Origin of the sequence: Sulfurovum sp. NBC37-1 (assembly GCF_000010345.1) — a bacterium.
Taxonomy (GTDB): domain Bacteria; phylum Campylobacterota; class Campylobacteria; order Campylobacterales; family Sulfurovaceae; genus Sulfurovum.
The window spans coordinates 1,919,336-1,938,167 of sequence record NC_009663.1 but is presented as its reverse complement, the minus strand read 5'-3'; the positions used below and the strand labels follow the sequence as shown (position 1 = coordinate 1,938,167).

General features: G+C 44.4%; 24 protein-coding genes and 1 tRNA gene. 15 read left to right on the top strand and 10 right to left on the bottom strand.

The window, feature by feature from the left end; translation table 11 throughout:
• Nucleotides 1–94: 94 nt before the first annotated feature.
• Nucleotides 95–179, top strand: a tRNA-Leu gene (locus SUN_RS09755).
• Between the two features lie 181 nt (nucleotides 180–360).
• Nucleotides 361–642 (top strand): HU family DNA-binding protein, encoded by a 282-nt coding sequence (locus SUN_RS09750; RefSeq protein WP_012083642.1) that lies wholly within the window; start codon nucleotides 361–363, stop codon nucleotides 640–642.
• A gap of 42 nt (nucleotides 643–684) precedes the next feature.
• Here SUN_RS09750 and SUN_RS09745 read toward each other — a convergent pair whose 3' ends face one another.
• The gene (locus SUN_RS09745; protein WP_041672743.1) at nucleotides 685–876 is read right to left on the bottom strand and encodes a hypothetical protein; all 192 of its coding nucleotides are present in this window, start codon (nucleotides 874–876) and stop codon (nucleotides 685–687) included.
• 107 nt (nucleotides 877–983) lie between these two features.
• Between SUN_RS09745 and SUN_RS09740 the strand changes: the two genes are divergently transcribed.
• Nucleotides 984–1,781 carry a DUF5718 family protein gene (locus SUN_RS09740; protein ID WP_012083641.1) on the top strand — a complete coding sequence of 266 codons (798 nt, stop codon included), beginning with the start codon at nucleotides 984–986 and terminating at the stop codon, nucleotides 1,779–1,781.
• A gap of 10 nt (nucleotides 1,782–1,791) precedes the next feature.
• Here SUN_RS09740 and SUN_RS09735 read toward each other — a convergent pair whose 3' ends face one another.
• Nucleotides 1,792–2,448 (bottom strand): ferritin family protein, encoded by a 657-nt coding sequence (locus SUN_RS09735; protein WP_012083640.1) that lies wholly within the window; start codon nucleotides 2,446–2,448, stop codon nucleotides 1,792–1,794.
• Nucleotides 2,449–2,704: 256 nt separating this feature from the next.
• Nucleotides 2,705–3,838: a molecular chaperone DnaJ gene (dnaJ, locus tag SUN_RS09730; protein WP_012083639.1), complete on the bottom strand. Its 1,134-nt coding sequence runs from the start codon at nucleotides 3,836–3,838 to the stop codon at nucleotides 2,705–2,707.
• Between the two features lie 83 nt (nucleotides 3,839–3,921).
• Here dnaJ and SUN_RS09725 point away from each other — a divergent pair, with 83 nt between their 5' ends.
• Entirely contained in the window at nucleotides 3,922–4,215 is a 294-nt protein-coding gene (locus SUN_RS09725) for a Dabb family protein (protein WP_012083638.1), read from the top strand.
• A gap of 36 nt (nucleotides 4,216–4,251) precedes the next feature.
• Nucleotides 4,252–4,821 (top strand): recombination mediator RecR, encoded by a 570-nt coding sequence (gene recR, locus SUN_RS09720; protein WP_012083637.1) that lies wholly within the window; start codon nucleotides 4,252–4,254, stop codon nucleotides 4,819–4,821.
• Between the two features lie 168 nt (nucleotides 4,822–4,989).
• Here the strand turns inward: recR and SUN_RS09715 are convergent, their stop codons facing one another.
• Both SUN_RS09715 and SUN_RS09710 read right to left on the bottom strand, forming a co-directional pair.
• On the bottom strand, nucleotides 4,990–6,036 hold the full coding sequence (locus tag SUN_RS09715; RefSeq protein WP_012083636.1) for a DHH family phosphoesterase: 1,047 nt from the start codon (nucleotides 6,034–6,036) through the stop codon (nucleotides 4,990–4,992).
• Between the two features lie 91 nt (nucleotides 6,037–6,127).
• Nucleotides 6,128–6,526, bottom strand: coding sequence for an RrF2 family transcriptional regulator (locus SUN_RS09710; protein ID WP_012083635.1), 399 nt, complete (start codon nucleotides 6,524–6,526; stop codon nucleotides 6,128–6,130).
• Nucleotides 6,527–6,692: 166 nt separating this feature from the next.
• Between SUN_RS09710 and rpsO the strand changes: the two genes are divergently transcribed.
• The 3 genes from rpsO (at nucleotide 6,693) to dnaK (ending at nucleotide 9,973) form a co-directional block, all read left to right on the top strand.
• Nucleotides 6,693–6,962 (top strand): 30S ribosomal protein S15, encoded by a 270-nt coding sequence (gene rpsO, locus SUN_RS09705; protein WP_012083634.1) that lies wholly within the window; start codon nucleotides 6,693–6,695, stop codon nucleotides 6,960–6,962.
• 351 nt (nucleotides 6,963–7,313) lie between these two features.
• Nucleotides 7,314–7,868: a nucleotide exchange factor GrpE gene (gene grpE / locus SUN_RS09700; RefSeq protein WP_012083633.1), complete on the top strand. Its 555-nt coding sequence runs from the start codon at nucleotides 7,314–7,316 to the stop codon at nucleotides 7,866–7,868.
• Between the two features lie 221 nt (nucleotides 7,869–8,089).
• Nucleotides 8,090–9,973, top strand: a complete 1,884-nt coding sequence (gene dnaK, locus SUN_RS09695) for a molecular chaperone DnaK (protein ID WP_012083632.1) — start codon at nucleotides 8,090–8,092, stop codon at nucleotides 9,971–9,973.
• 154 nt (nucleotides 9,974–10,127) lie between these two features.
• On the opposite strand, the gene SUN_RS09690 is transcribed toward dnaK, so the two are convergent.
• Entirely contained in the window at nucleotides 10,128–11,048 is a 921-nt protein-coding gene (locus SUN_RS09690; RefSeq protein ID WP_012083631.1) for an outer membrane protein, read from the bottom strand.
• 178 nt (nucleotides 11,049–11,226) lie between these two features.
• Here SUN_RS09690 and SUN_RS09685 point away from each other — a divergent pair, with 178 nt between their 5' ends.
• Nucleotides 11,227–11,526, top strand: a complete 300-nt coding sequence (locus SUN_RS09685) for a chorismate mutase (RefSeq protein ID WP_012083630.1) — start codon at nucleotides 11,227–11,229, stop codon at nucleotides 11,524–11,526.
• A 5-nt stretch (nucleotides 11,527–11,531) separates the two neighbouring features.
• Here the strand turns inward: SUN_RS09685 and SUN_RS09680 are convergent, their stop codons facing one another.
• A complete protein-coding gene (locus tag SUN_RS09680) occupies nucleotides 11,532–11,720 on the bottom strand; it encodes a DUF6726 family protein (RefSeq protein WP_041672742.1) in 189 nt (62 codons plus the stop codon).
• A gap of 84 nt (nucleotides 11,721–11,804) precedes the next feature.
• Here SUN_RS09680 and SUN_RS09675 point away from each other — a divergent pair, with 84 nt between their 5' ends.
• Together SUN_RS09675 and SUN_RS09670 are read left to right on the top strand one after the other, a co-directional pair.
• The gene (locus SUN_RS09675) at nucleotides 11,805–12,458 is read left to right on the top strand and encodes a response regulator transcription factor (RefSeq protein ID WP_012083629.1); all 654 of its coding nucleotides are present in this window, start codon (nucleotides 11,805–11,807) and stop codon (nucleotides 12,456–12,458) included.
• On the top strand, nucleotides 12,415–13,614 hold the full coding sequence (locus tag SUN_RS09670; protein WP_012083628.1) for a sensor histidine kinase: 1,200 nt from the start codon (nucleotides 12,415–12,417) through the stop codon (nucleotides 13,612–13,614). The genes SUN_RS09675 and SUN_RS09670 overlap by 44 nt, the downstream gene beginning before the upstream one ends.
• A 2-nt stretch (nucleotides 13,615–13,616) precedes the next feature.
• Here SUN_RS09670 and SUN_RS09665 read toward each other — a convergent pair whose 3' ends face one another.
• From SUN_RS09665 to SUN_RS09655, 3 genes are read right to left on the bottom strand one after another with little or no spacing between them, the layout of a single operon-like run.
• The gene (locus SUN_RS09665) at nucleotides 13,617–14,015 is read right to left on the bottom strand and encodes a CBS domain-containing protein (protein ID WP_012083627.1); all 399 of its coding nucleotides are present in this window, start codon (nucleotides 14,013–14,015) and stop codon (nucleotides 13,617–13,619) included.
• Between the two features lie 10 nt (nucleotides 14,016–14,025).
• Complete coding sequence (locus SUN_RS13800; RefSeq protein WP_012083626.1) at nucleotides 14,026–14,376, bottom strand: hypothetical protein; 351 nt, start codon at nucleotides 14,374–14,376, stop codon at nucleotides 14,026–14,028.
• Entirely contained in the window at nucleotides 14,373–15,902 is a 1,530-nt protein-coding gene (locus SUN_RS09655; protein WP_012083625.1) for a DUF1538 domain-containing protein, read from the bottom strand. The genes SUN_RS13800 and SUN_RS09655 overlap by 4 nt, the downstream gene beginning before the upstream one ends.
• A gap of 203 nt (nucleotides 15,903–16,105) precedes the next feature.
• On the opposite strand from SUN_RS09655, the gene SUN_RS09650 reads away from it, so the two are divergent.
• From SUN_RS09650 to SUN_RS09635, 4 genes are read left to right on the top strand one after another with little or no spacing between them, the layout of a single operon-like run.
• Entirely contained in the window at nucleotides 16,106–17,356 is a 1,251-nt protein-coding gene (locus tag SUN_RS09650; protein WP_012083624.1) for a hypothetical protein, read from the top strand.
• Between the two features lie 13 nt (nucleotides 17,357–17,369).
• Nucleotides 17,370–17,900 carry an FMN-binding protein gene (locus SUN_RS09645; RefSeq protein WP_012083623.1) on the top strand — a complete coding sequence of 177 codons (531 nt, stop codon included), beginning with the start codon at nucleotides 17,370–17,372 and terminating at the stop codon, nucleotides 17,898–17,900.
• A 4-nt stretch (nucleotides 17,901–17,904) separates the two neighbouring features.
• Nucleotides 17,905–18,378, top strand: coding sequence for a hypothetical protein (locus SUN_RS09640; RefSeq protein WP_012083622.1), 474 nt, complete (start codon nucleotides 17,905–17,907; stop codon nucleotides 18,376–18,378).
• A complete protein-coding gene (locus tag SUN_RS09635) occupies nucleotides 18,318–18,818 on the top strand; it encodes a hypothetical protein (protein ID WP_232501327.1) in 501 nt (166 codons plus the stop codon). The genes SUN_RS09640 and SUN_RS09635 overlap by 61 nt, the downstream gene beginning before the upstream one ends.
• Nucleotides 18,819–18,832: the final 14 nt, after the last annotated feature.

Here is an 18,832-nt window from a genome sequence, read left to right as displayed (position 1 = left end):
AGAGAGAATTAAGGTTGTGGCGGTATACTTCCGCTACAACTTTTTGTTATCCCTCAGTTTAAAGTCTGATAGTCTTAAACTATCGAGTCTATGTGCGTCAGTGGTGGAACGGTAGACACGCTACCTTGAGGGGGTAGTGCCCTAGTGGTGTGGAGGTTCAAATCCTCTCTGACGCACCATTCCTCTCTAATGATTTTCATCATACAAAATTTATCTAACAATATTTCTTTCTAAAAAATGGCATTGAATTTCAACAAAATACTCAAAATCACCCCTAAAATAGGGCTTTTTAACGTTATTTTATCTTTTTTTAAGATTAAATTGTGTTATAATAGGTGCATCTTAAAAAAAGGAAGAAGAATGACAAAAGCAGAGTTTGTAGAACTGGTACAGAAGAACGGAGAATTCGAGAGTAAGGCAGCAGCGGAGAGAGCAGTTAAAGCATTCATCACATCTGTTACTGAAGCACTTGTGAACAAAGACACTGTATCATTGGTAGGTTTCGGAACATTCTCTACAGTAGATGTAGCGGAAAAATCGGGTAAAGTTCCAGGAACTAACAAAACTTATACAAAACCGGCTCACACAGCGCCTAAGTTCAAAATCGGTAAGACACTTAAAGACGCAGTTGCAGGTAACTAAGTTTCTACACCAACAGGTTGCTTTGCAGCCTGTTTCTCCTCTTTAAACAATCATTTTTTCATTTTTCACAGTTTTCTTATTTTCACAACAAAGTTTTCTTGCCTTTTTTGCACTTGAACAGTTCACGACCTGAGAAGTAACATAGATAACTGTACCCAGCATAAAGAGTAACATCGTACCTATGAAGATCGAAACAAAAATAATGTTCCTGCTATCCTTCTTTTTATCCGACATTCTGAACTCTTTTTCGGTGACATCCTGATAATTTTTTCCAAGTATAAAATGCTTGTGTGTACTCTGTGTGTATAGTCGTGGTATAATGCAATAAAAAAAGAGTAGTGATGGATCTGACAAAAGTAATTGGATTGGGTGTGGCAGGGAATTTTGCTCACCATTTGGAACAGGCTGGTGAGTTGGAAGATTTCAAAAATGTTGTTACGGCCGAGCCGGATGCGCCCAAAGGGATATTTCCTTTTTATCTTCCCAGAAGCGATACGTTTCTGGGAGTCTATTCCATAGGGACAGAGAGGCTTGACCTTCCCAATTATGATGCCAATGCCCAGGTCGAACCTGAGATAGCAGTTCTTTTTACCATTGTCTATGATGCAGAGCATAAAGTAACGGACCTCATAGCTGAAAAGTTTACTACCTTCAATGACTGTACCATTCGTAAAGAGGGAGCCAAAAAGATATCCGAAAAGAAATCATGGGGCCCAAACTCCAAAGGGATAGGTGATAAATGGATAGATATTGACAGGTTCGAAAAGGGCGGTATCATGGACCGATACCATCTCTGTTCTTTTGTGAGACGTGACGGTGTGTTGCATCCTTACGGTGTAGATGCCCCACTGCCTGGATACTCCTACTTTTATGAAAAACTGAAAAACTGGTTGATCGAGAAGATGAACACACAGGAAGATTTCGGACCTCTTGAGAATATTGCCGAACATTTAAAGGCTTGCGGATACCCCAAGCAGGCCCTGATCTCTATAGGGGCCACTGCCTATGCGGAATTCGGGGAGAAGAATTATCTGCAACAGGGAGATGAAGTCTATGTGATCGCGTATGATGCAAGTAAAGAAAAAGGTGATCTTACAAGGGGGAAAAGCAAGGCGATACTGCACCAGAAGGTACAGTAAACTCTACGGGTTACTTGGATTCTACTTTACGTGAGAAGTAAGGTTCCGGGTGGCCGCATACAGGGCATTTTTTAGGTGCTTTTTTGCCGTAGTGGACATGTCCGCATACTTCGCATATCCAGACCTCTTCCTCATCACTGGCAAATTCATGCCCTTCACTCAAACGGTTGAGAAGTTCTCTGTACATTTTTTCATGTTCTACTTCGACCTGCCCGATATTCTTGAAGAGGCGTGCTGCTTCGCTGTGTCCCTCTTCTTTGGCTATGGCCGCAAAATCAGGATACATGGTCAGGTTCTCATAGCTTTCGCCTGCTATGGCATCTTCCAGGTTGGCAATAGTGTCACCCCATGATTCCTCACTGCTGTTCTTCATACGGTTATGAAGAGCAAGTTCGAGTTTAGCATGCTCTTTTTCGTTGTTCGCGGCTCTCTGAAAATGGGCAGCGATGTCACGGTAGCCCTCTTTTTGGGCTACTTTGGCATAATACTCATAGCGGTTTCTTGCCTGGCTCTCACCGGCAAATGCTTTGAGCAGATTGACTAGAGTAAGATCGCCGGTAATACATTCCATATCTTCTCCGCAGCATACCAGCGTACCTCCGCCTACATGCGATACCTCTACGACGTTTCCACATTTGTTGCACTTGTATGATTCGTATTGTCTCATTCTACTGTCCTTCTTGTATTTTCATAGTTAAGATTTTCCTGATATCTGTGATAATATCATAGCTCCTTTTAGGTTAAAAGGATAATAATTATCTATAAAGTAGTATAGCTTTTTTAGTCTTAAAAGAAAATAATTATCTTTTAAAATTATAAAACCTCTATGTTTAAGTATAGGAAAGAATAGTTAATGAAAAGAGTATGCAGACATCTTTATGCCGGCATACGATAGAAGTATATGGAAGAAAATGATATGAGGATCAGTTTTTGAACCAGTTCTTAACCTTATCAAAGGCTGACTCAAAAGTACTTTTATGCGGACGGCTTTCCACACCGTAGCTTTCCTGAAGCTTCTCAAGCAGTTCTTTCTGCTCTTCATTGATCTTTTTCGGCAGGATCATTCTCACTTGTGCGATGAGACGGCCTTTTCTGCCGTTGTGGACATCCGGTACTCCTTCGCCTTCAAAAATAAACTGCTCTTTATCTTTGGTGCTCTGTTTGAGTTCGAGTTCGAGTTCGCCGTCGAGTGTCGGGATGGAGATGGTCTCACCAAGGATCGCCTGTGTGAAGAACACGGGTACTTCAATGTAGATGTCATTTCCGTTACGTATGAAATGCTCATCCTCTTCCACATAAAAAGTTAGGTAGAGGTCGCCTCTTTGGCCGTTCTTTGCTTCATTCCCGTGTCCCGGGACACGCAGGCGGTTACCGCTGTCGACACCGGCAGGGACCTTGATGGTAACGGTCTCTGTTTCTTCATGATACCCTTTACCCTGGCAGCTTGGGCATTTCTGCGCGATCTTCCTGCCTTCGCCATGACACTTCGGACAGGTCTGTGCAAACTGCATCGGCCCCTGTCTCATGAGGACCTGTCCCTGTCCGCCGCAGTAGTCACAGGTTTCCATCTTTCCGTCTTTGGCACCGGTCCCGCCACATTCTTCGCAAGGTGTTTTGTAGGTGATGTCAATTTTCTTTTCACATCCGAATACCGCTTCATTGAAAGCAAGAGGAAGTTCTATCTCGAAATCCAGGGCATATTTCTGGCTTGGATCTCTGCGTGTTCTTCCGAAACCGCCAAAGCCTCCACCGCCTCCGCCGAACATAGAGTTGAAGATATCCATGATATCGTCCATGTTGGCACCGCCGAAGCCGCCGCCCATCCCCTGTCCTTCAAGACCTTCTTTACCGTAACGGTCATAGATGGTACGCTTCTCGTCGTCGCTGAGCACCTGATAGGCTTCATTGACAATTTTGAATTTCTCTTCGGCTTCCTGATCGTCAGGATTGCGGTCCGGATGGTACTTCAGTGCCAGTTTTCTATAGGCTTTTTTCAGCTCGGCACCCGAACAGTCCCTGCTGACCTCAAGTACTTCATAATAATCCATTTCACTCATGGGTAACGCTCCTTTTCAGGAATAATTTTGGCGAATTCTACCATAATTTAGTTATAATGCCGAATAAATAGAAGTGAGATAGCATGATAGTACATATTGTAATGTTCAAGTTCAAGGAAGAGAATAAAAAAGCCAATATCATCCAGGCAAAACAGATGCTTGAAAACCTGATGGGTGCCGTACCGAGTCTGAGAAGTATCGATGTCGGTGTGAACTTTTCCGAAGAGGAACGTGCGATGGATCTGAGTATTATCACCTCATTTGAGGGCAGAGAGGGACTGGATGCCTATGCCATACACCCCGAACATCTTAAAGTGGTTGATTTCATCAAAGAGGTGGTAGAATACTCCAAAGTTGTGGATTATCATAGAGAATAATGCAGGGTGCGTATTTGCGCACCAAAAAGAATAAAAATGAAAAACTATAAAATAGAAGCCTTTGAGAACCTGGTGGAAGCCTTTGGTTCTTTCCCGTCCATAGGGAAGAAATCCGCTATCCGTCTGGCCTACCACTCTGTTATGGAAGATGGCTTTGCCGCAATGAAACTGGCTCATGCCATCGAGACAGCGGTCAACAGTATACACAAGTGCAGCAAGTGCCATAACATGAGCGAAGACGAGCTCTGCAGCATCTGTTCAGACCCTTATCGTGATACGGCCAAACTCTGTATCGTTCAGAGTGCAAAAGATATTCTTACCATTGAAGAGAGCGGGCAGTTCGACGGGGTTTATTATGTTATCTCCGAAGTGCGTGACCTGGATGAAGCGCATCTTTTCTATGCGGTAGAAGGAGTGGAGGAGATCATCTTCGCTTTCCCGCCGAGTATCGCTACGGATACGATGATCCTTTATATTGAAGACAAACTGCAGGGACTGCCAATCAGTTTCACGAAGATCGCACAGGGGGTGCCTACGGGTGTGGAGTTGGAAAATATAGACATTATGTCACTCTCGCGTGCGCTTGAGGCGAGAGTGAAAATATAAATTTTTAGTTGAAATTTTTGTACGTAGAATATGATAATCTACACTATGTTTTTAAATTCCCCCTTTGTTGATACTGAGGTGTTTGTGTCATCGATGCAATCCCGCAGGAACAAGGACAATCGCTTCGCTTTCAAGGTCGTTCACTACAACAGAGCACACTTCGTGTGATTATTGGTTGGTCTTTTCGTCTATATAATTCTGTATGAACTTGCGTACATCCGCATAGACGAATGAGTCTTTATATCCTTCTATCTTCCCGCCGCTGGCATTGGGGTGTCCACCACCGTTGCCGATGTGTGCTGCCATGGCGGAGACATCCATTTTGTTATTGCTGCGCAATGAGAAGTGTCCTCTGAAATTGACATCCATGTAGAAGTCGTAGTCCGGGTTGTTGACCATGCAGGTATTACCGATGATGGAAGTGTTGCCCACATTGTAGCCTAAAATGCCCTTGTAACCTTTGTAATGTATGGTAAGACGCTGTTTGTCCTTGGTGAGCAGGTCCGTAACAAAGAAGGCGACAAGGTTGTCCTTGGTATTGTTCTGCTTCTGTTTGAAGAAAGCTTTTTTGACCTGGTGCAGATCATCATCGAGTACGATGGGTGCATTTTCATGGTCTATACGTGCTTTTGCAGCTTCGATCAGTGAAAGTTTGAAGGCTCTGTCTTCGGCAGGGAAAAGAATACGGTTGATCTCTCTGGCGCCTGAGATCATCCCCAGCATCACTTTACCGTATTCGAAAAGCGGATCATCCGATAGCCAGATATCGATGGCATTGATCGCTTTGACGATCTGTGCGTATTCATTCTTTTTGTCAAAACCGTAATGCTGCTGCAACCATCCGTACGTGATGAGCGTAGCGGATTTCGTCGTATCGAGTTTATACCATGCAAAGCGTTCCGCCGCCGATTTCCCTGTAGCATGATGGTCAAGCAGTTGCAGCTTTGCACCGATACGTATGGACTCTTTTTCTATCCAGTTCCCCTCTTTGGTCGTGAGGTTAAGGTCGGTAATGAGAATGAGAGGTTCCATCTTGTCGCCATGGATGAATTTGTCCTGTTCGATCTTTTTGACCATCTCTGCAAGACGGGCGGTCACCTCCGGTCCGTAGTTTGCGTTGTAACATTCGATCCTGTCAAAACATTTTGTTGTCAGGTACTGACAGCCATAGCCGTCAAGGTCGATATGGGAGAGATGGTAAATATGTTGTTGCATAAAAAGAGCCTTGTTAAATATGATCGTTTTGCACACTGCATGGAATGTGGTCCCATACAGTCTGGGTAGTATTATACTATATAATGTAGGTTTACAATATATCTCCGAGCGTAAGCCCTTCGAGGAAATTGTTGATTTTTGTCTGGAAGTTCGCAATGAAAGGAGAGATAACACAAGTACCTATAGCACCGTTGGGACAGGTTTCTGAGTAACTTGAACAGTCAAATACCGCCGGTAGTTTTCCCTCTGCGGCAAAGATGATGCTGTTGATCGTGATATCGTTGATAGTCTGGGCAAGTACAAACCCGCCATGGGCACCCTTGCGTGACTCCAAAATACCCTGTTTTGCCATATTCTGGAGTATCTTGGCAAGAAAACTTTTGGGGATATTCAGCTCATTTGCCAGTTGTTCAGCTCCGACAGGTTTATCAGCTTTGCTGATACTGTCGAGTGAGAGCAGGGCATATTCAGTCGCACGGGTCAATAGCATAATAGGTTACCTTCTTTATATTCCGGATTAATTAGGAGTATTTTACTCCAATTAACATTATAAAGGGTTTAGGGTTATTGGGGGGTGCCCATAAGTCTCAAGTAAGTTTAATATGATATGATTGCGCACTCATTTTGAGAATTTAAATACCAATCAGGAGGTCATTATGGCTTTAGATCAGGCGAAGAAAGCAGAAATTATTGCTAAGTACGCAAGAGGCGAAAACGATACAGGTTCGACAGAAGTACAGGTTGCACTTTTAACAGAGAGAATCAAATACTTGACAGATCACCTTAAAACAAACAAGAAGGACCACTCTTCAAGACTCGGTCTTCTTAAGCTCGTAGGTCAGAGAAGAAGACTTATGAGATATCTCAAGAACACGGATCTTGAGAGATGGCATACAATTAAAGATGCCCTAGGTATCCGTAATTAACTTTCTCCGAAAGAGCGTTAAGCGTTAAGCGCTTAGCGTTCAGACATCCTTCTATACCCTAATAAAACATTTATTCTAACAAATTATTTTATCTTTTACTCTTCCATTCAGAAAAATGCTTGACAAATACAGGCAGGTATGACAAAATCATCCATCATCCATCATCCATCATCCATCATCCATCATCCATCATCCATCATAAATATTGTTTTATACTTGAGTCAATATGACTAAATTAAGTTATAGTAAAATAATAAAGTTAATACTTGACAAAGTAGCACTCAATGTTGTATAATAATTTTAAGCATTTAAATTACAGGTGCAAAAGTTTAGAAAAAAAGGAGGTCTTTAATGAGTCAAGAGACAGAAAAAGATCTTGAACAGACTCAGAACGAAGAGTTGGTAGAAGAAGCTCAGAGTGATGAGAAGAAAGATCAAGAGGTAGATCCGGTGGAAGCTGCCCAGGCAGAAGCAGCGGAATATAAAGACAAATATATCAGAGCCCATGCCGATTTCGAGAATGCGAAGAAGCGTCTGGAAAAAGACAAGATGAATGCAGTTGCCTATGCAAATGAAAGTTTTGCCAAAGATATTCTGGCAGTACTGGATTCATTCGAGAATGCGCTCAGTGCTATAGAAGGTGCAAATAAAGAGAATGCTGCTGAAGTTCTTGAAAAGATGCAGGAAGGTGTGAAACTGACCTATGAGCAGCTCAAGAAGGTGCTTGAGAAGAACAGTATTAAAGAGATAGAGTCCAAGGGTACATTTAATCCTGAAGTACATCAGGCGATCATGCAGGTGGACAGCGACGAGCATAAAACGGATGATATCGTCCAGGTGATGCAAAAGGGTTACACCATTAAAGACCGTGTCTTAAGACCGGCAATGGTGAGCACCGCTAAGTAAACGTGAACTGCTTCATGTTTATAGGCTTGGAACCGAAGGTGATGTCTTAGGAAGACCACTGTAGGCAAAGTGGAGTGAAGCGACCCGCAAAGGCTGGAGGGCACCGCGAAATAAAACTTGATAGAAAGTAACTCAATGCAACTAAAGTAGCATCGGGATCACTGGAAGATCAAGTATAATAATAAAAATAAAACGTATAAACAAAATAAAAAGGAACAAAAATGGGAAAAGTATTAGGAATTGACTTAGGAACAACAAACTCTGCAATGGCAGTGTATACAAACGGCGAAGCGGCGATCATTGCCAACAAAGAAGGTAAAAATACAACACCTTCCATCGTGGCATTTACAGACAAAGGTGAAGTCCTTGTTGGTGAATCTGCAAAAAGACAGGCGGTAACGAATCCGGAAAAGACGATCTACTCTATCAAGAGGATTATGGGTCTTATGTGTGAAGAGGAAAAAGCGAACGAAGCAAAAGAGAGACTTCCTTACCATATTATAGACAGAAACGGTGCGTGTGCGATTGAGGTAGCGGGTAAAACATATACGCCTCAGGAGATCTCTGCAAAAGTATTGATGAAGATGAAAGAGGATGCGGAAGCATACCTTGGTGAAACGGTAACCGATGCGGTTATTACAGTACCTGCATACTTCAATGATGCGCAGAGAAAAGCGACAAAAGAGGCCGGTACGATTGCAGGATTGAATGTATTGAGAATCATCAACGAGCCTACATCGGCAGCATTGGCTTACGGTCTTGACAAAAAAGAAGCCGAGCAGATTGTGGTATACGATCTTGGTGGTGGTACGTTCGACGTTACAGCACTTGAAACTGGTGACGGGGTTGTCGAAGTATTGGCAACCGGTGGTGATGCATTCCTTGGTGGTGACGACTTTGATAACAGGATCATTGACTATGTAGCCGATGAATTCAAATCTGAAAGTGGTATCGATATCAAAGCGGATGTTATGGCGCTTCAGAGGGTAAAAGATGCTGCAGAAGCGGCGAAGAAAGAACTCTCCTCTGCAACAGAAACTGAGATCAACCTTCCGTTCATTACGGCAGATGCGAGCGGGCCAAAGCACCTTGTGACAAAAATTACAAGAGCGAAGTTCGAATCACTGATCGGTGACCTTGTGGCAAAGACGATCAAAACGATCGAAGCAGTACTGAAAGATGCCGGTCTGAGCAAGAACGATGTCAAAGAAGTGGTTATGGTCGGTGGTTCCACCAGAGTACCGTTGGTTCAGGAAGAAGTGAAGAAATTCTTTAACAAAGAGCTTAACAAGTCTGTGAATCCTGATGAAGTTGTTGCACTTGGTGCGGCGATCCAGGGTGGTGTTCTTGCAGGTGATGTTAAAGATGTATTGCTTCTTGATGTGACACCGTTGAGCCTTGGTATCGAAACATTGGGCGGTGTGATGACAAAAGTCATTGAAAAAGGTACAACTATCCCTGCGAAGAAATCACAGATATTCTCTACAGCGGAAGACAACCAGCCGGCAGTAAGTATTCATGTTCTCCAGGGAGAACGTGAATTCGCCAAAGACAACAAATCACTTGGTATGTTTGAACTGAGAGACATCCCGGCAGCACCAAGAGGTGTACCACAGATCGAAGTAACTTTCGATATTGATGCGAACGGTATCTTGACCGTATCGGCAGTAGACAAGGGTACAGGTAAATCTCAGGAGATCAAGATCACCGGTTCGTCAGGACTTTCTGATGAAGAGATCGAAAAAATGGTTCAGGATGCCGAAGCGCACAAAGCGGAAGATGAAAAACGTAAAGCGGTTGTTGAGGCGAAGAACCAGGCGGATGCATTGATCCACCAGACCAAAAAATCGCTTGACGACCTTGGTGAAAACTTCGATGCGAATGAAAAAGCGGGCATTGAAGCGGCGATCGCTGATCTTGAGACAGTTCTCAAAGATGACAATGCTACGAAAGAGCAGATCGATGAGAAGGTCAAAGCCTTGACTGAGAAGAGCCACAAACTTGCCGAAGCGGCGTATGCCAAAGAGCAGGGTGGTCAGCAGGGTGCTGCAGACGCAGGAAAGAAAGCGGACGATGACGATGTCATCGATGCAGAGGTTGAATAAGACCGTTGCAAAGTTTTAAACTTTCAAACCTAAAAGCCCGGCTCCCTTTCGGGAAGCCGGGCTTTTTTTATGCCATGATTTTTGTGGTTTTTGAGTAGTACATAAGTTCACATTCCATAGGGTTCAATATGGAATGCAACAATAGAAGATTAAATCAGAATTTTGCGATATAGAATGCGAGACTGGTTTTCCAGCCACTCAGGTCGTTGTCTCCCACGGTACCTTGAAGATTGAGACCAAGTTCCGTCTCTTTAAATGCATCGTTGAAAATATGAATCATAGGACCGACTTTCCAGAGCAGTCTTGCACCACCACTATAAGCATTATCGAAGAGTATATCAGTAGAGAGATCATCATCAAGCAAGGTAGCAGTAGCAAAAAGTCTGGCACGTACAGGCAGATCAAGCCATGTAGTCAATGTAGGTGTGTAAACGCCAGCCTCGAGGTCAGTACTCCAGCCATTCGTATCGGACAGGTCAAAATCGTAATTAATAGATAAGTAATGCAGCGTTAATCCGACATAGGGTTTATATCCGTTTATCTCTGTATGGTAACCAACAGTAGCAAAGAGATCATAGGTAGATGTGTCACTCTTCTGGTTGAAGTAGTAGCGCATACCGTCTGATGCACCATTGTAGTCCCCATCAGTGTTCATCCATAGACATGTAGCCCCAAGTGCCAAGCCAATATTAGATGTTGGATTATAGTTGATACCACCACCGAATTGGTAGTAGTAGGAATCCAAATCAATATTCCCGGTAGAGCCTGCTACAGTGGATTGATCTTGCTGAATATCGGCAAAGCCAAAGCCGCCGGTTACAAAAGGACGCCAAGTATCACTGTTTTCACCGAAGATGTAAGTTCCCACAAAATTGCTGTTGGTCATTTCTGGATCATTCCCAGTATCGCTCCCATCCATATCATACCAACCGGTTTGAAGGTAAAGGTTATTTGCACTGAAAATACTGGTGCCTATGAGTTGTTTATAGTGATTCGATTCTGCTCCCGCATATGCTGCCGAGCTTAGACCCAGTATTGTAATGGCCGCCATACTGAAATAATGCGATTTTATCATCTGTATCCTTTGCGTTTTTAATGAACATGGGGTAAAAGCCCATGCAGGTATATCGCTTTTACATTTTATTTGAAAAAAAGCTTGTAGTATCCTTGTTCGTGAAAGTATTATAGCCAAAGTATATTAGATTTTTTAGGATATAATAATTTAAAAAATAATGGAAGTAAGGAGCATAAATATGGAAATTGATAAATGTACTACTCTTGAGGAAGCAAGAAAAAAGATAGATGAAGTAGATGAGGAAATCGTGAAATTGATCGCAAAACGCAATGACTATATCAAGCAGATCGCACATTTCAAGACGAGTGTGGATGAAGTGAAAGCGGAGGAGAGGATCTCCGATGTGATCTCACGTGTCCGCCAGCAAGCCATAGACCTTGGCCTCTCACCCAATCTCATCAATGACCTTTATGTTCGCATGATAGATGCGATGGTAGAGAGCGAGATCGCTGAATTCAACAACGCAAAAAGTTTTTAACTTCTTTACTTTTCGTCCTTTTCTTTGTCGCTTCCGGAGGTGGCGACATCCACGGCTGCACCCACAGCAGAACCGGTAACATCTATTGCGGCACCTACCACTGAACCGGCAACGGAGATGGGTGCCGCAACAACTTGTGTACACCCCGATACAAAAATCAAAGTCAGTATAGATAATAGTATATATTTTTTCATAAAACTATTATAGCCAAACCTTTTGTGTATCGTACTACACAGAGAGTATGGTACAAAATCTGCATACCATACAGAAGGATAGAAGTGAAGATCTTATTGCTTGAAGATGATATTATTTTACAGGAGATCATAGAGGAGTTCCTGACCGAGAACGGGTATGAAGTAGAGAGTTTTTATGATGGTGAAAAGGCTTTGGATTCCATAGGTGAGAATCGGTATGATATGCTGCTTCTCGATGTTAACGTTCCCAATATAGACGGTTTTGAGATCCTCTCCTATCTTCGTGAAATAGGCAATACGACCCCGGCCATTTACATTACATCACTGGCAGGTATAGATGACTTGAAAAAAGGTTTTGATCTTGGTGCAGATGATTACCTGAAAAAGCCGTTCGAACTTGAAGAACTGCGCGCCCGCATAGAACATATTATTCGGCTATACCGTCTTCAGGAAGAAATAGAGTTCGACGGTATGAAATTCATCCCCAAAGCGCATCAGATCATCATCGACGATGAAGTGATAGAGATACGGCAGAAGGAGGCACAGGTCCTGGAGTATTTTATACGCAATACGGGCAAGATCGTCTCCTGCGACGAGATCATTGAGAATGTGTGGAACGATGACAGTACTCCTACCCATGCGACCATCAGAACCTATATCAAAAACCTGAGAAAAATGTTCGAAAAAGAGTATTTTGACAATATCAAAGGAGAGGGTTATCGTTTTAACATCGTATGAGCGCAGATCGCTGGTCCGTTTTCTGACGCTATATCTTGGGTCTGTTTTTGTGTTGCTGGCCATTATCGGCTATCTCTTCTTTGAGAACAACAAAGCTGCCATGAAGTCAGCAACTAAATTCGAGATGATGTACCAGTCGCGTATGATCTTTTCCGAGATCGTACTCAAAGCGATGCTGAATGTCAATGGCGGAATTAAAGTGACGGAACGTAAATCCTTTTTGAAAGGTCTGAAACATTGCCGTTTTAAAGTGGGCTATTATGATGAAGACGGAAATCCGATCTATACGGAGATCAAAGAGCCTGTAAATTTCGAGAAAGATTTTTATATTGAAAATGACCAATGCTATACTGTAACACGTAACAAAAGTGTGCATATGGGCATCAAGTATATTGTTCTGAAAGAGAGTGGTCTCTCTGCCCAGATACAGGCATTGCGTATCAAGATCATCGGCTATCTGGTCCTCTCTTTCATTCTCATGGGTGTTGTCGGATATTTTCTGGGAAGATTGTTCCTGCAGCCGGTCAGAGAGCAGATAGAGTCTCTCAACCGTTTCATCGCGGACACGACCCATGAACTTAATACACCGGTTTCCGCCATACTTATGACGGTGCAGAGTCTCAAGGGTATTGATGAAAAAAAACGTAAACGACTTGAGGCGAGCGCAAAGCGCCTGAGTGTCATGTACAGTTCTCTGACCTATCGGCTTGAAGGGAAGGTCGAACCCGATGAATGGCTTCGTCTCGATCAGATCATTGAAGCTCGTGTGGAATATGTACGTGACCTTGCCGCATCCAAGCGTCTCCGTATGGAATTGGATCTTGAGCCTACCTTGATCCATATGAACCAGCAGAGTGCCTACAGGCTCATAGACAACCTTCTGAGTAATGCCATCAAATACTCGGATGTGGGGGACAGTGTGACCATCACACTCAAGGATAATACCCTGAAGGTCAAAGATACGGGTATAGGAATAGACAAGAAAAAGCAGTCAGATATTTTCAAAAGGTTCCACCGGGCAAATGAAGAGAGGGGCGGCTTTGGCATAGGACTCGATATCGTGCTTTCCATTTGCGAAAAGTACAAGATCAAACTGGAACTTGACTCCAAAAAAGGCGAAGGAAGTACGTTTATCCTTACCTTTCGCGACAAATAGTCTTACTGCGCTTCGACCGTTTCCATTAGTATACCGATGATATCGGTCATGGTCAGGATACCCTGAAGTTCATTGTTGTCAAGTACGAGAAGACGTTTGATACTGCTTTTGACCATCATTCGCGCGGCATACTTTACGTTCAGTTTTGCCGAAACGGAGAAGGCAGGTGTTGAAGCGATATCGTATACATTGAGAAGGTCGATATCACCGTCTTCCGCAACAATACTTTGCAGAATATTTTTGAAGGTTACCAGGCCATAGGCGCTGTCCGGTTTTGTTTTGTCCACGATGACTGAGCGTACGGAGTGCTTTTTCATAAGGTTGAGCGCTTCTCTTACCGGGGCCATAGGTGAGACTATGACCAGTTTCTCTTTGGGTGTCATAACTGCTTCTACTAACATCTCTTATCTCCTATAGGGTAATTTTAATATCGTCTTCGAACTTGTGAAGTTCATCATTGTCCAGTCCTGCCACATGACTTAATGGAAGGGTAAAGGCAAGGCCACTGTTATCGGGGTTGTCAAGATCGAAAGCAAGGCGGAGCGCCTTCATGACCCTCATGGAGAGCCGTTTGGGAAGGATAAAAAATAGTACGGAGACGTTCTCTTCCAGGGTGAGGCCGAAAAAAACCTTCTTCTCCTGCAACCCTATGTTCCTTCCGTGTACGATGGTAACGGTTCCCGCGCCGGCTTCTTTGGCTACCCTGATCGCATCTTCTTCATCTTTGTCCTGGATGATGGCTATGAGTGCTGTGAATTTCATTTCTCCTCCTGCTCTGTTGATTTTTCTTGCGCCAAAAGACGTTTTTTATAGTACTCCGCATGTATTCCGTACCCCATGACCGTCAGCATAGGGAAGAGGGAAGCAAAGGCGATGAGACCGAAACCGTCGATGAGCGGATTACGCCCCTCGATATTTTCTGCCAGCCCCAATCCCAATGCCGCGACCAAAGGTACGGTAACGGTCGAAGTGGTCACACCGCCGCTGTCGTAGGCGATGGGTACGATATAGTTTGGTGCAAAATAGGTAAATATGATCACAAATATATACCCTGCGATGATATAGTAATGTATTGGATCGCCAGCAACGATACGGTAAGCACCCAGACCGATACCTATGGCAACACCTAATGCTACCACCATTCTAAGTACATTTTGTTTAATGTTCCCTTCACTGATCTCCTCGGCTTTGATGGCGATGGCCAGAAGTGCCGGCTCCGCCATGGTCGTTGAGAAGCCGATGAGGAAAGCGAACAGGTAGATAAGCAGGTTGTTGTTCATGTCGGTCAGCTGGTATGCGATCGTTTCGCCAATGGGAAAAAGTCCCATTTCCAGACCTACGATAAACGCATAGAGTCCGAGTATCACCATAAGGATACCGGTAATAATACGGTGCAGATGGGCTACGGGTTTTTTGATAATAATATACTGAAAAAAGAAGATAACCGCGATAATGGGAGCCACATCTTTAATGGTTCCGACAAGGTCAAAAAAGAGATCGCTCCAGACAAAATGGTCTATTTTTGGTGTATGCTCCGCTGCGGCCTGGACGACTGTCTGTACCGCAGTAGCTGAATCTACAGATGAATAGGCAAGTATACCGTAGAGCTGCACGAAGATCATCGGGGTGAGCGAAGCAAAAGCGATAAGGCCGAAACCGTCGATGGCAGGGTTCCGACCCTTGATACTCGAAGCCAGTCCGATACCAAGGGCTGCAACAAGTGGTACGGTTACAGTCGAAGTGGTTACTCCTCCGCTGTCATAGGCCAGGCCTATGATCTCGGGCGGTGCAAAGAAGGTAATGGCAACCACCAATATGTACCCTCCGATGATGTAGTAGGAGATAGGATGTCCCAGCAGGATACGCAGGACGCCCAGCGCAATGGCAAAGCCTACCGAGAGGGCTACTGTCATACGCAGCCAGAAGGCGTTTATGAGACCGTGTGAGATCATGGCGGCCTTGTTGGCGATGGCAATAAGTGCTGGTTCCGCGACAGTCGTTGAAAAGCCAATGGTGAAGGCGAAGGTCAAAAGCCAGAAAGCGGAACCCTTTCTGGCAAAGTCCACAGCCAGTCCCTCACCGATGGGGAAGATTCCCAGTTCCAGGCCACGAATGAACAGCGCCAGTCCCACAGCGACAATGGTCAGGCCGATGACGATGGAGAGCAGATTGTCGGGTACCGCACGGATGATCGCACCCTGGAACAGTGCCACGACAATGATGATGGGAAGCAGATCCATAAAGGAGTTTTTCAGGTCCCCGGCAAATATCTTCAGGCTTTCTTTCATAGAAGAATTATAACCAAGAGAACTTCCGCTTGTGCTATGTTAAGAGAGAAGTCCTGTCTTTCTCTAAAGGAGTGTTACTTCCCAATCTTCCTGGAGCCAACCTATTAATTAATAATAATTATCAATTTAATTATTAGTTAAGAAATTAATGGGTACATTACGAATATGATAATAAATATCAAAATTATAAATAAGGAAAAAATATGAAAAAATTAACGTGGATAACGAGTATGGCGGCTGTACTGGCTACAGGAGCTACAGCGGCATCTCTTGAAGAGAGAGTGGCAGCACTTGAAGAGAAGAATAATACGCTGACCGAAGAGGTCCTTGCGACACAGACAGGAGGGTTTACACTGGTTGATACAGAAAATCAATACAATGGTCTGGGCCCGGCCGCATCCAAAGTCTACTTTTCCAAGAACCCGCTTTCTATTGGCGGATACGGCGAGATGTACTACGCCAATCCCAAAGGAGGTGATGATTATGCGGATGTTTACAGATTTGTAACCTACTTCGGGTACAAGTTCTCCGAGAATGTGATCCTGAATGCCGAGATAGAGTTCGAACACGGTGCCAATGCGGAAGATGGTGGTGAAGTTGCTATAGAATTCATGTATCTTGACTTTCTCTGGAGAGACGAAGCCAACTTCAGACTTGGAAATCTCCTTGTACCGATGGGCTTGATCAACCTCAGGCATGAACCGATACTTTTCAATACGGTACAGAGACCGGAAGTGGAGAATAAACTGATCCCGAGTACCTGGCATGAGAACGGTGCACTGATCTATGGAAGGCTGGGTGATACTGGTCTGGAATATACTGCCGGGATCATCAATGCACTGAATCTGAACAATGTAGATACCATGGATGCCAAACCGAATTGGATCAGAGATGGAAGACAGGGGTCCAAAGCAAAAGCGGCGTTCGATCCGGCTTTTGTAGGCAGGGTGGATTATACCGGGATTAACGGGTTGCTGGTAGGTGCATCACTTTATTATGGCGCTGGATCGAACCTTAAGGATCCGAAACTGGCCGACCCGATCCAGGATGTCTCCGGTTTGACGACGACGATGTTCGATATTCACGCCAACTACGAGAATGGTCCTTTCAGGGCTTATGGACTCTATACACAGACCATCCTTGACGGTGCAGAGAAGATCAGCAACACTGCGGTCGAGAAGGCAAAAGGTTACTACGTGAACTTCTCTTATGATGTGGGATCATTGGCAGGAGTTGATTACAAGATACCGCTGTTTGTACAGTATGAAGATCTCAATCCGATCGCATCGACCGTTGACGGGCTCAACGAAGATACGTACAAGACAAAAACGACTACGATCGGTATGAACTTCTTCCCTGTAGATCAGGTGGTCCTCAAAGCTGACTATGCAATGAAAGAGGTGAACAACCAAGACCAGGATGTATTCTCGGCAGGGCTTGGGTTTGTATTCTAGGAAGGGAAGTATTATGAAAAAGATCGTTGCAACTCTATTGCTTGGCATATTTCTCTCGCAAACTGTTTATGCCAAAACGAATGTCAAAGTGGAAAAGGTGGTCAAGACTTCGTTCGATGCTGTCAGTGACATCGAGACAAAACGACTCATTTTGACGAAAGAACAGCATCGTAAGGTTCAGGCGCGTGCTAGGGCGAAGGTGGATACGAAGGTTTATCGCTACTACGTCTTTAAAAGTGGAAGTAAAACAGTCGGATACGGCGTTCTCATCAGTCGGAAGGTCAGAACGAAGATGGCAACGGTACTGTACGGATTTACCCCCGCTGGTACATTGAAATTTTCTGAGATCATGGCATTCGGCGAGCCTCCGGAGTATATCCCGAACGAAATATGGATGGGACAGTTCAAAGACAAAGGCCGCAATACGCCGCTCAAGATGGGGAAGGATATTCCGACCATCAGCGGTGCAACGCTTTCTGCACGCAATATCTCTGATGGTGCACGGATCGCAAGGGCTTTGCTTGAGATAGCTATTAGGAAATGAGCCTATGAAATTTCTCATAACAAAAGATCTCGCACATTCGCAACTGCTGGCCTACCTGATGGGCGGGGTACTGGTTGCGATACTTCTCTATCTTGGACTCGATATCGTGCTTCACTCTTATGTGATAGGCTCCGACATGACAGCGGTCCATAACACACTGTTCGGGAATGAAGAGACTTTTGAAGAACCTATTCTGATAGATTCACTGCTGCTTCAGGTGCACATTGACCTTTTCACGACCGTCTTTGTTCTGGTCATACTATCCGCTATCTACATCCGTTTGCATGACAGAACGAAAACGATGAAGTGGATCCTGCATGCCCTGTTCATACTGGGCCTGTCGGCACCACTCTCTCTGCTGGGGGCCTACTTCTTCTCTGAAGCCTTTGCTGTGGTCTGGGCGGGAGCCTTCCTGCTTTGGCATCTTTTTGCATTGCTGGTCTGCTTCTCTATTTTTCCACGTTTGAAGTTCCGATGAAAAAGCTCATCTACTTCAATATTCCCATTGCCTATCTGCTGCTCTATACGGTAGCGATACTCGCTACGGGTGTATGGCTCTTTCTGCTCTCGCAGGGATTGAACAGTGTTGAACAGCTTGATGCTGCTCTGCAAAAAGTGATCGGTACACCGGAGCCAAAAAGTATGCATAACCTGGTAGAGGTGGCAACACCCCATCTCTTTGCCATAGGCATGCTCATTTTTGTTGTGGCGCACTTTATGCTTTTCAGTACGAAGATCTCCCAGAAAGTGTCATTGGCCGTAGCAATGGTTCTGTTCATTTTCGCGCTTTTGAATATTCTCTCCTATGGCGCCATCGCTTTTGGCCTGCTGGCGTCAGGATGGATCAAACTGTTTACGATGACATTTTTTATCGGGGTGTTTTTGGTGTTGCTTGGGATGGTGGCGGCTTCATTGTAAGGTGCGTAACCACG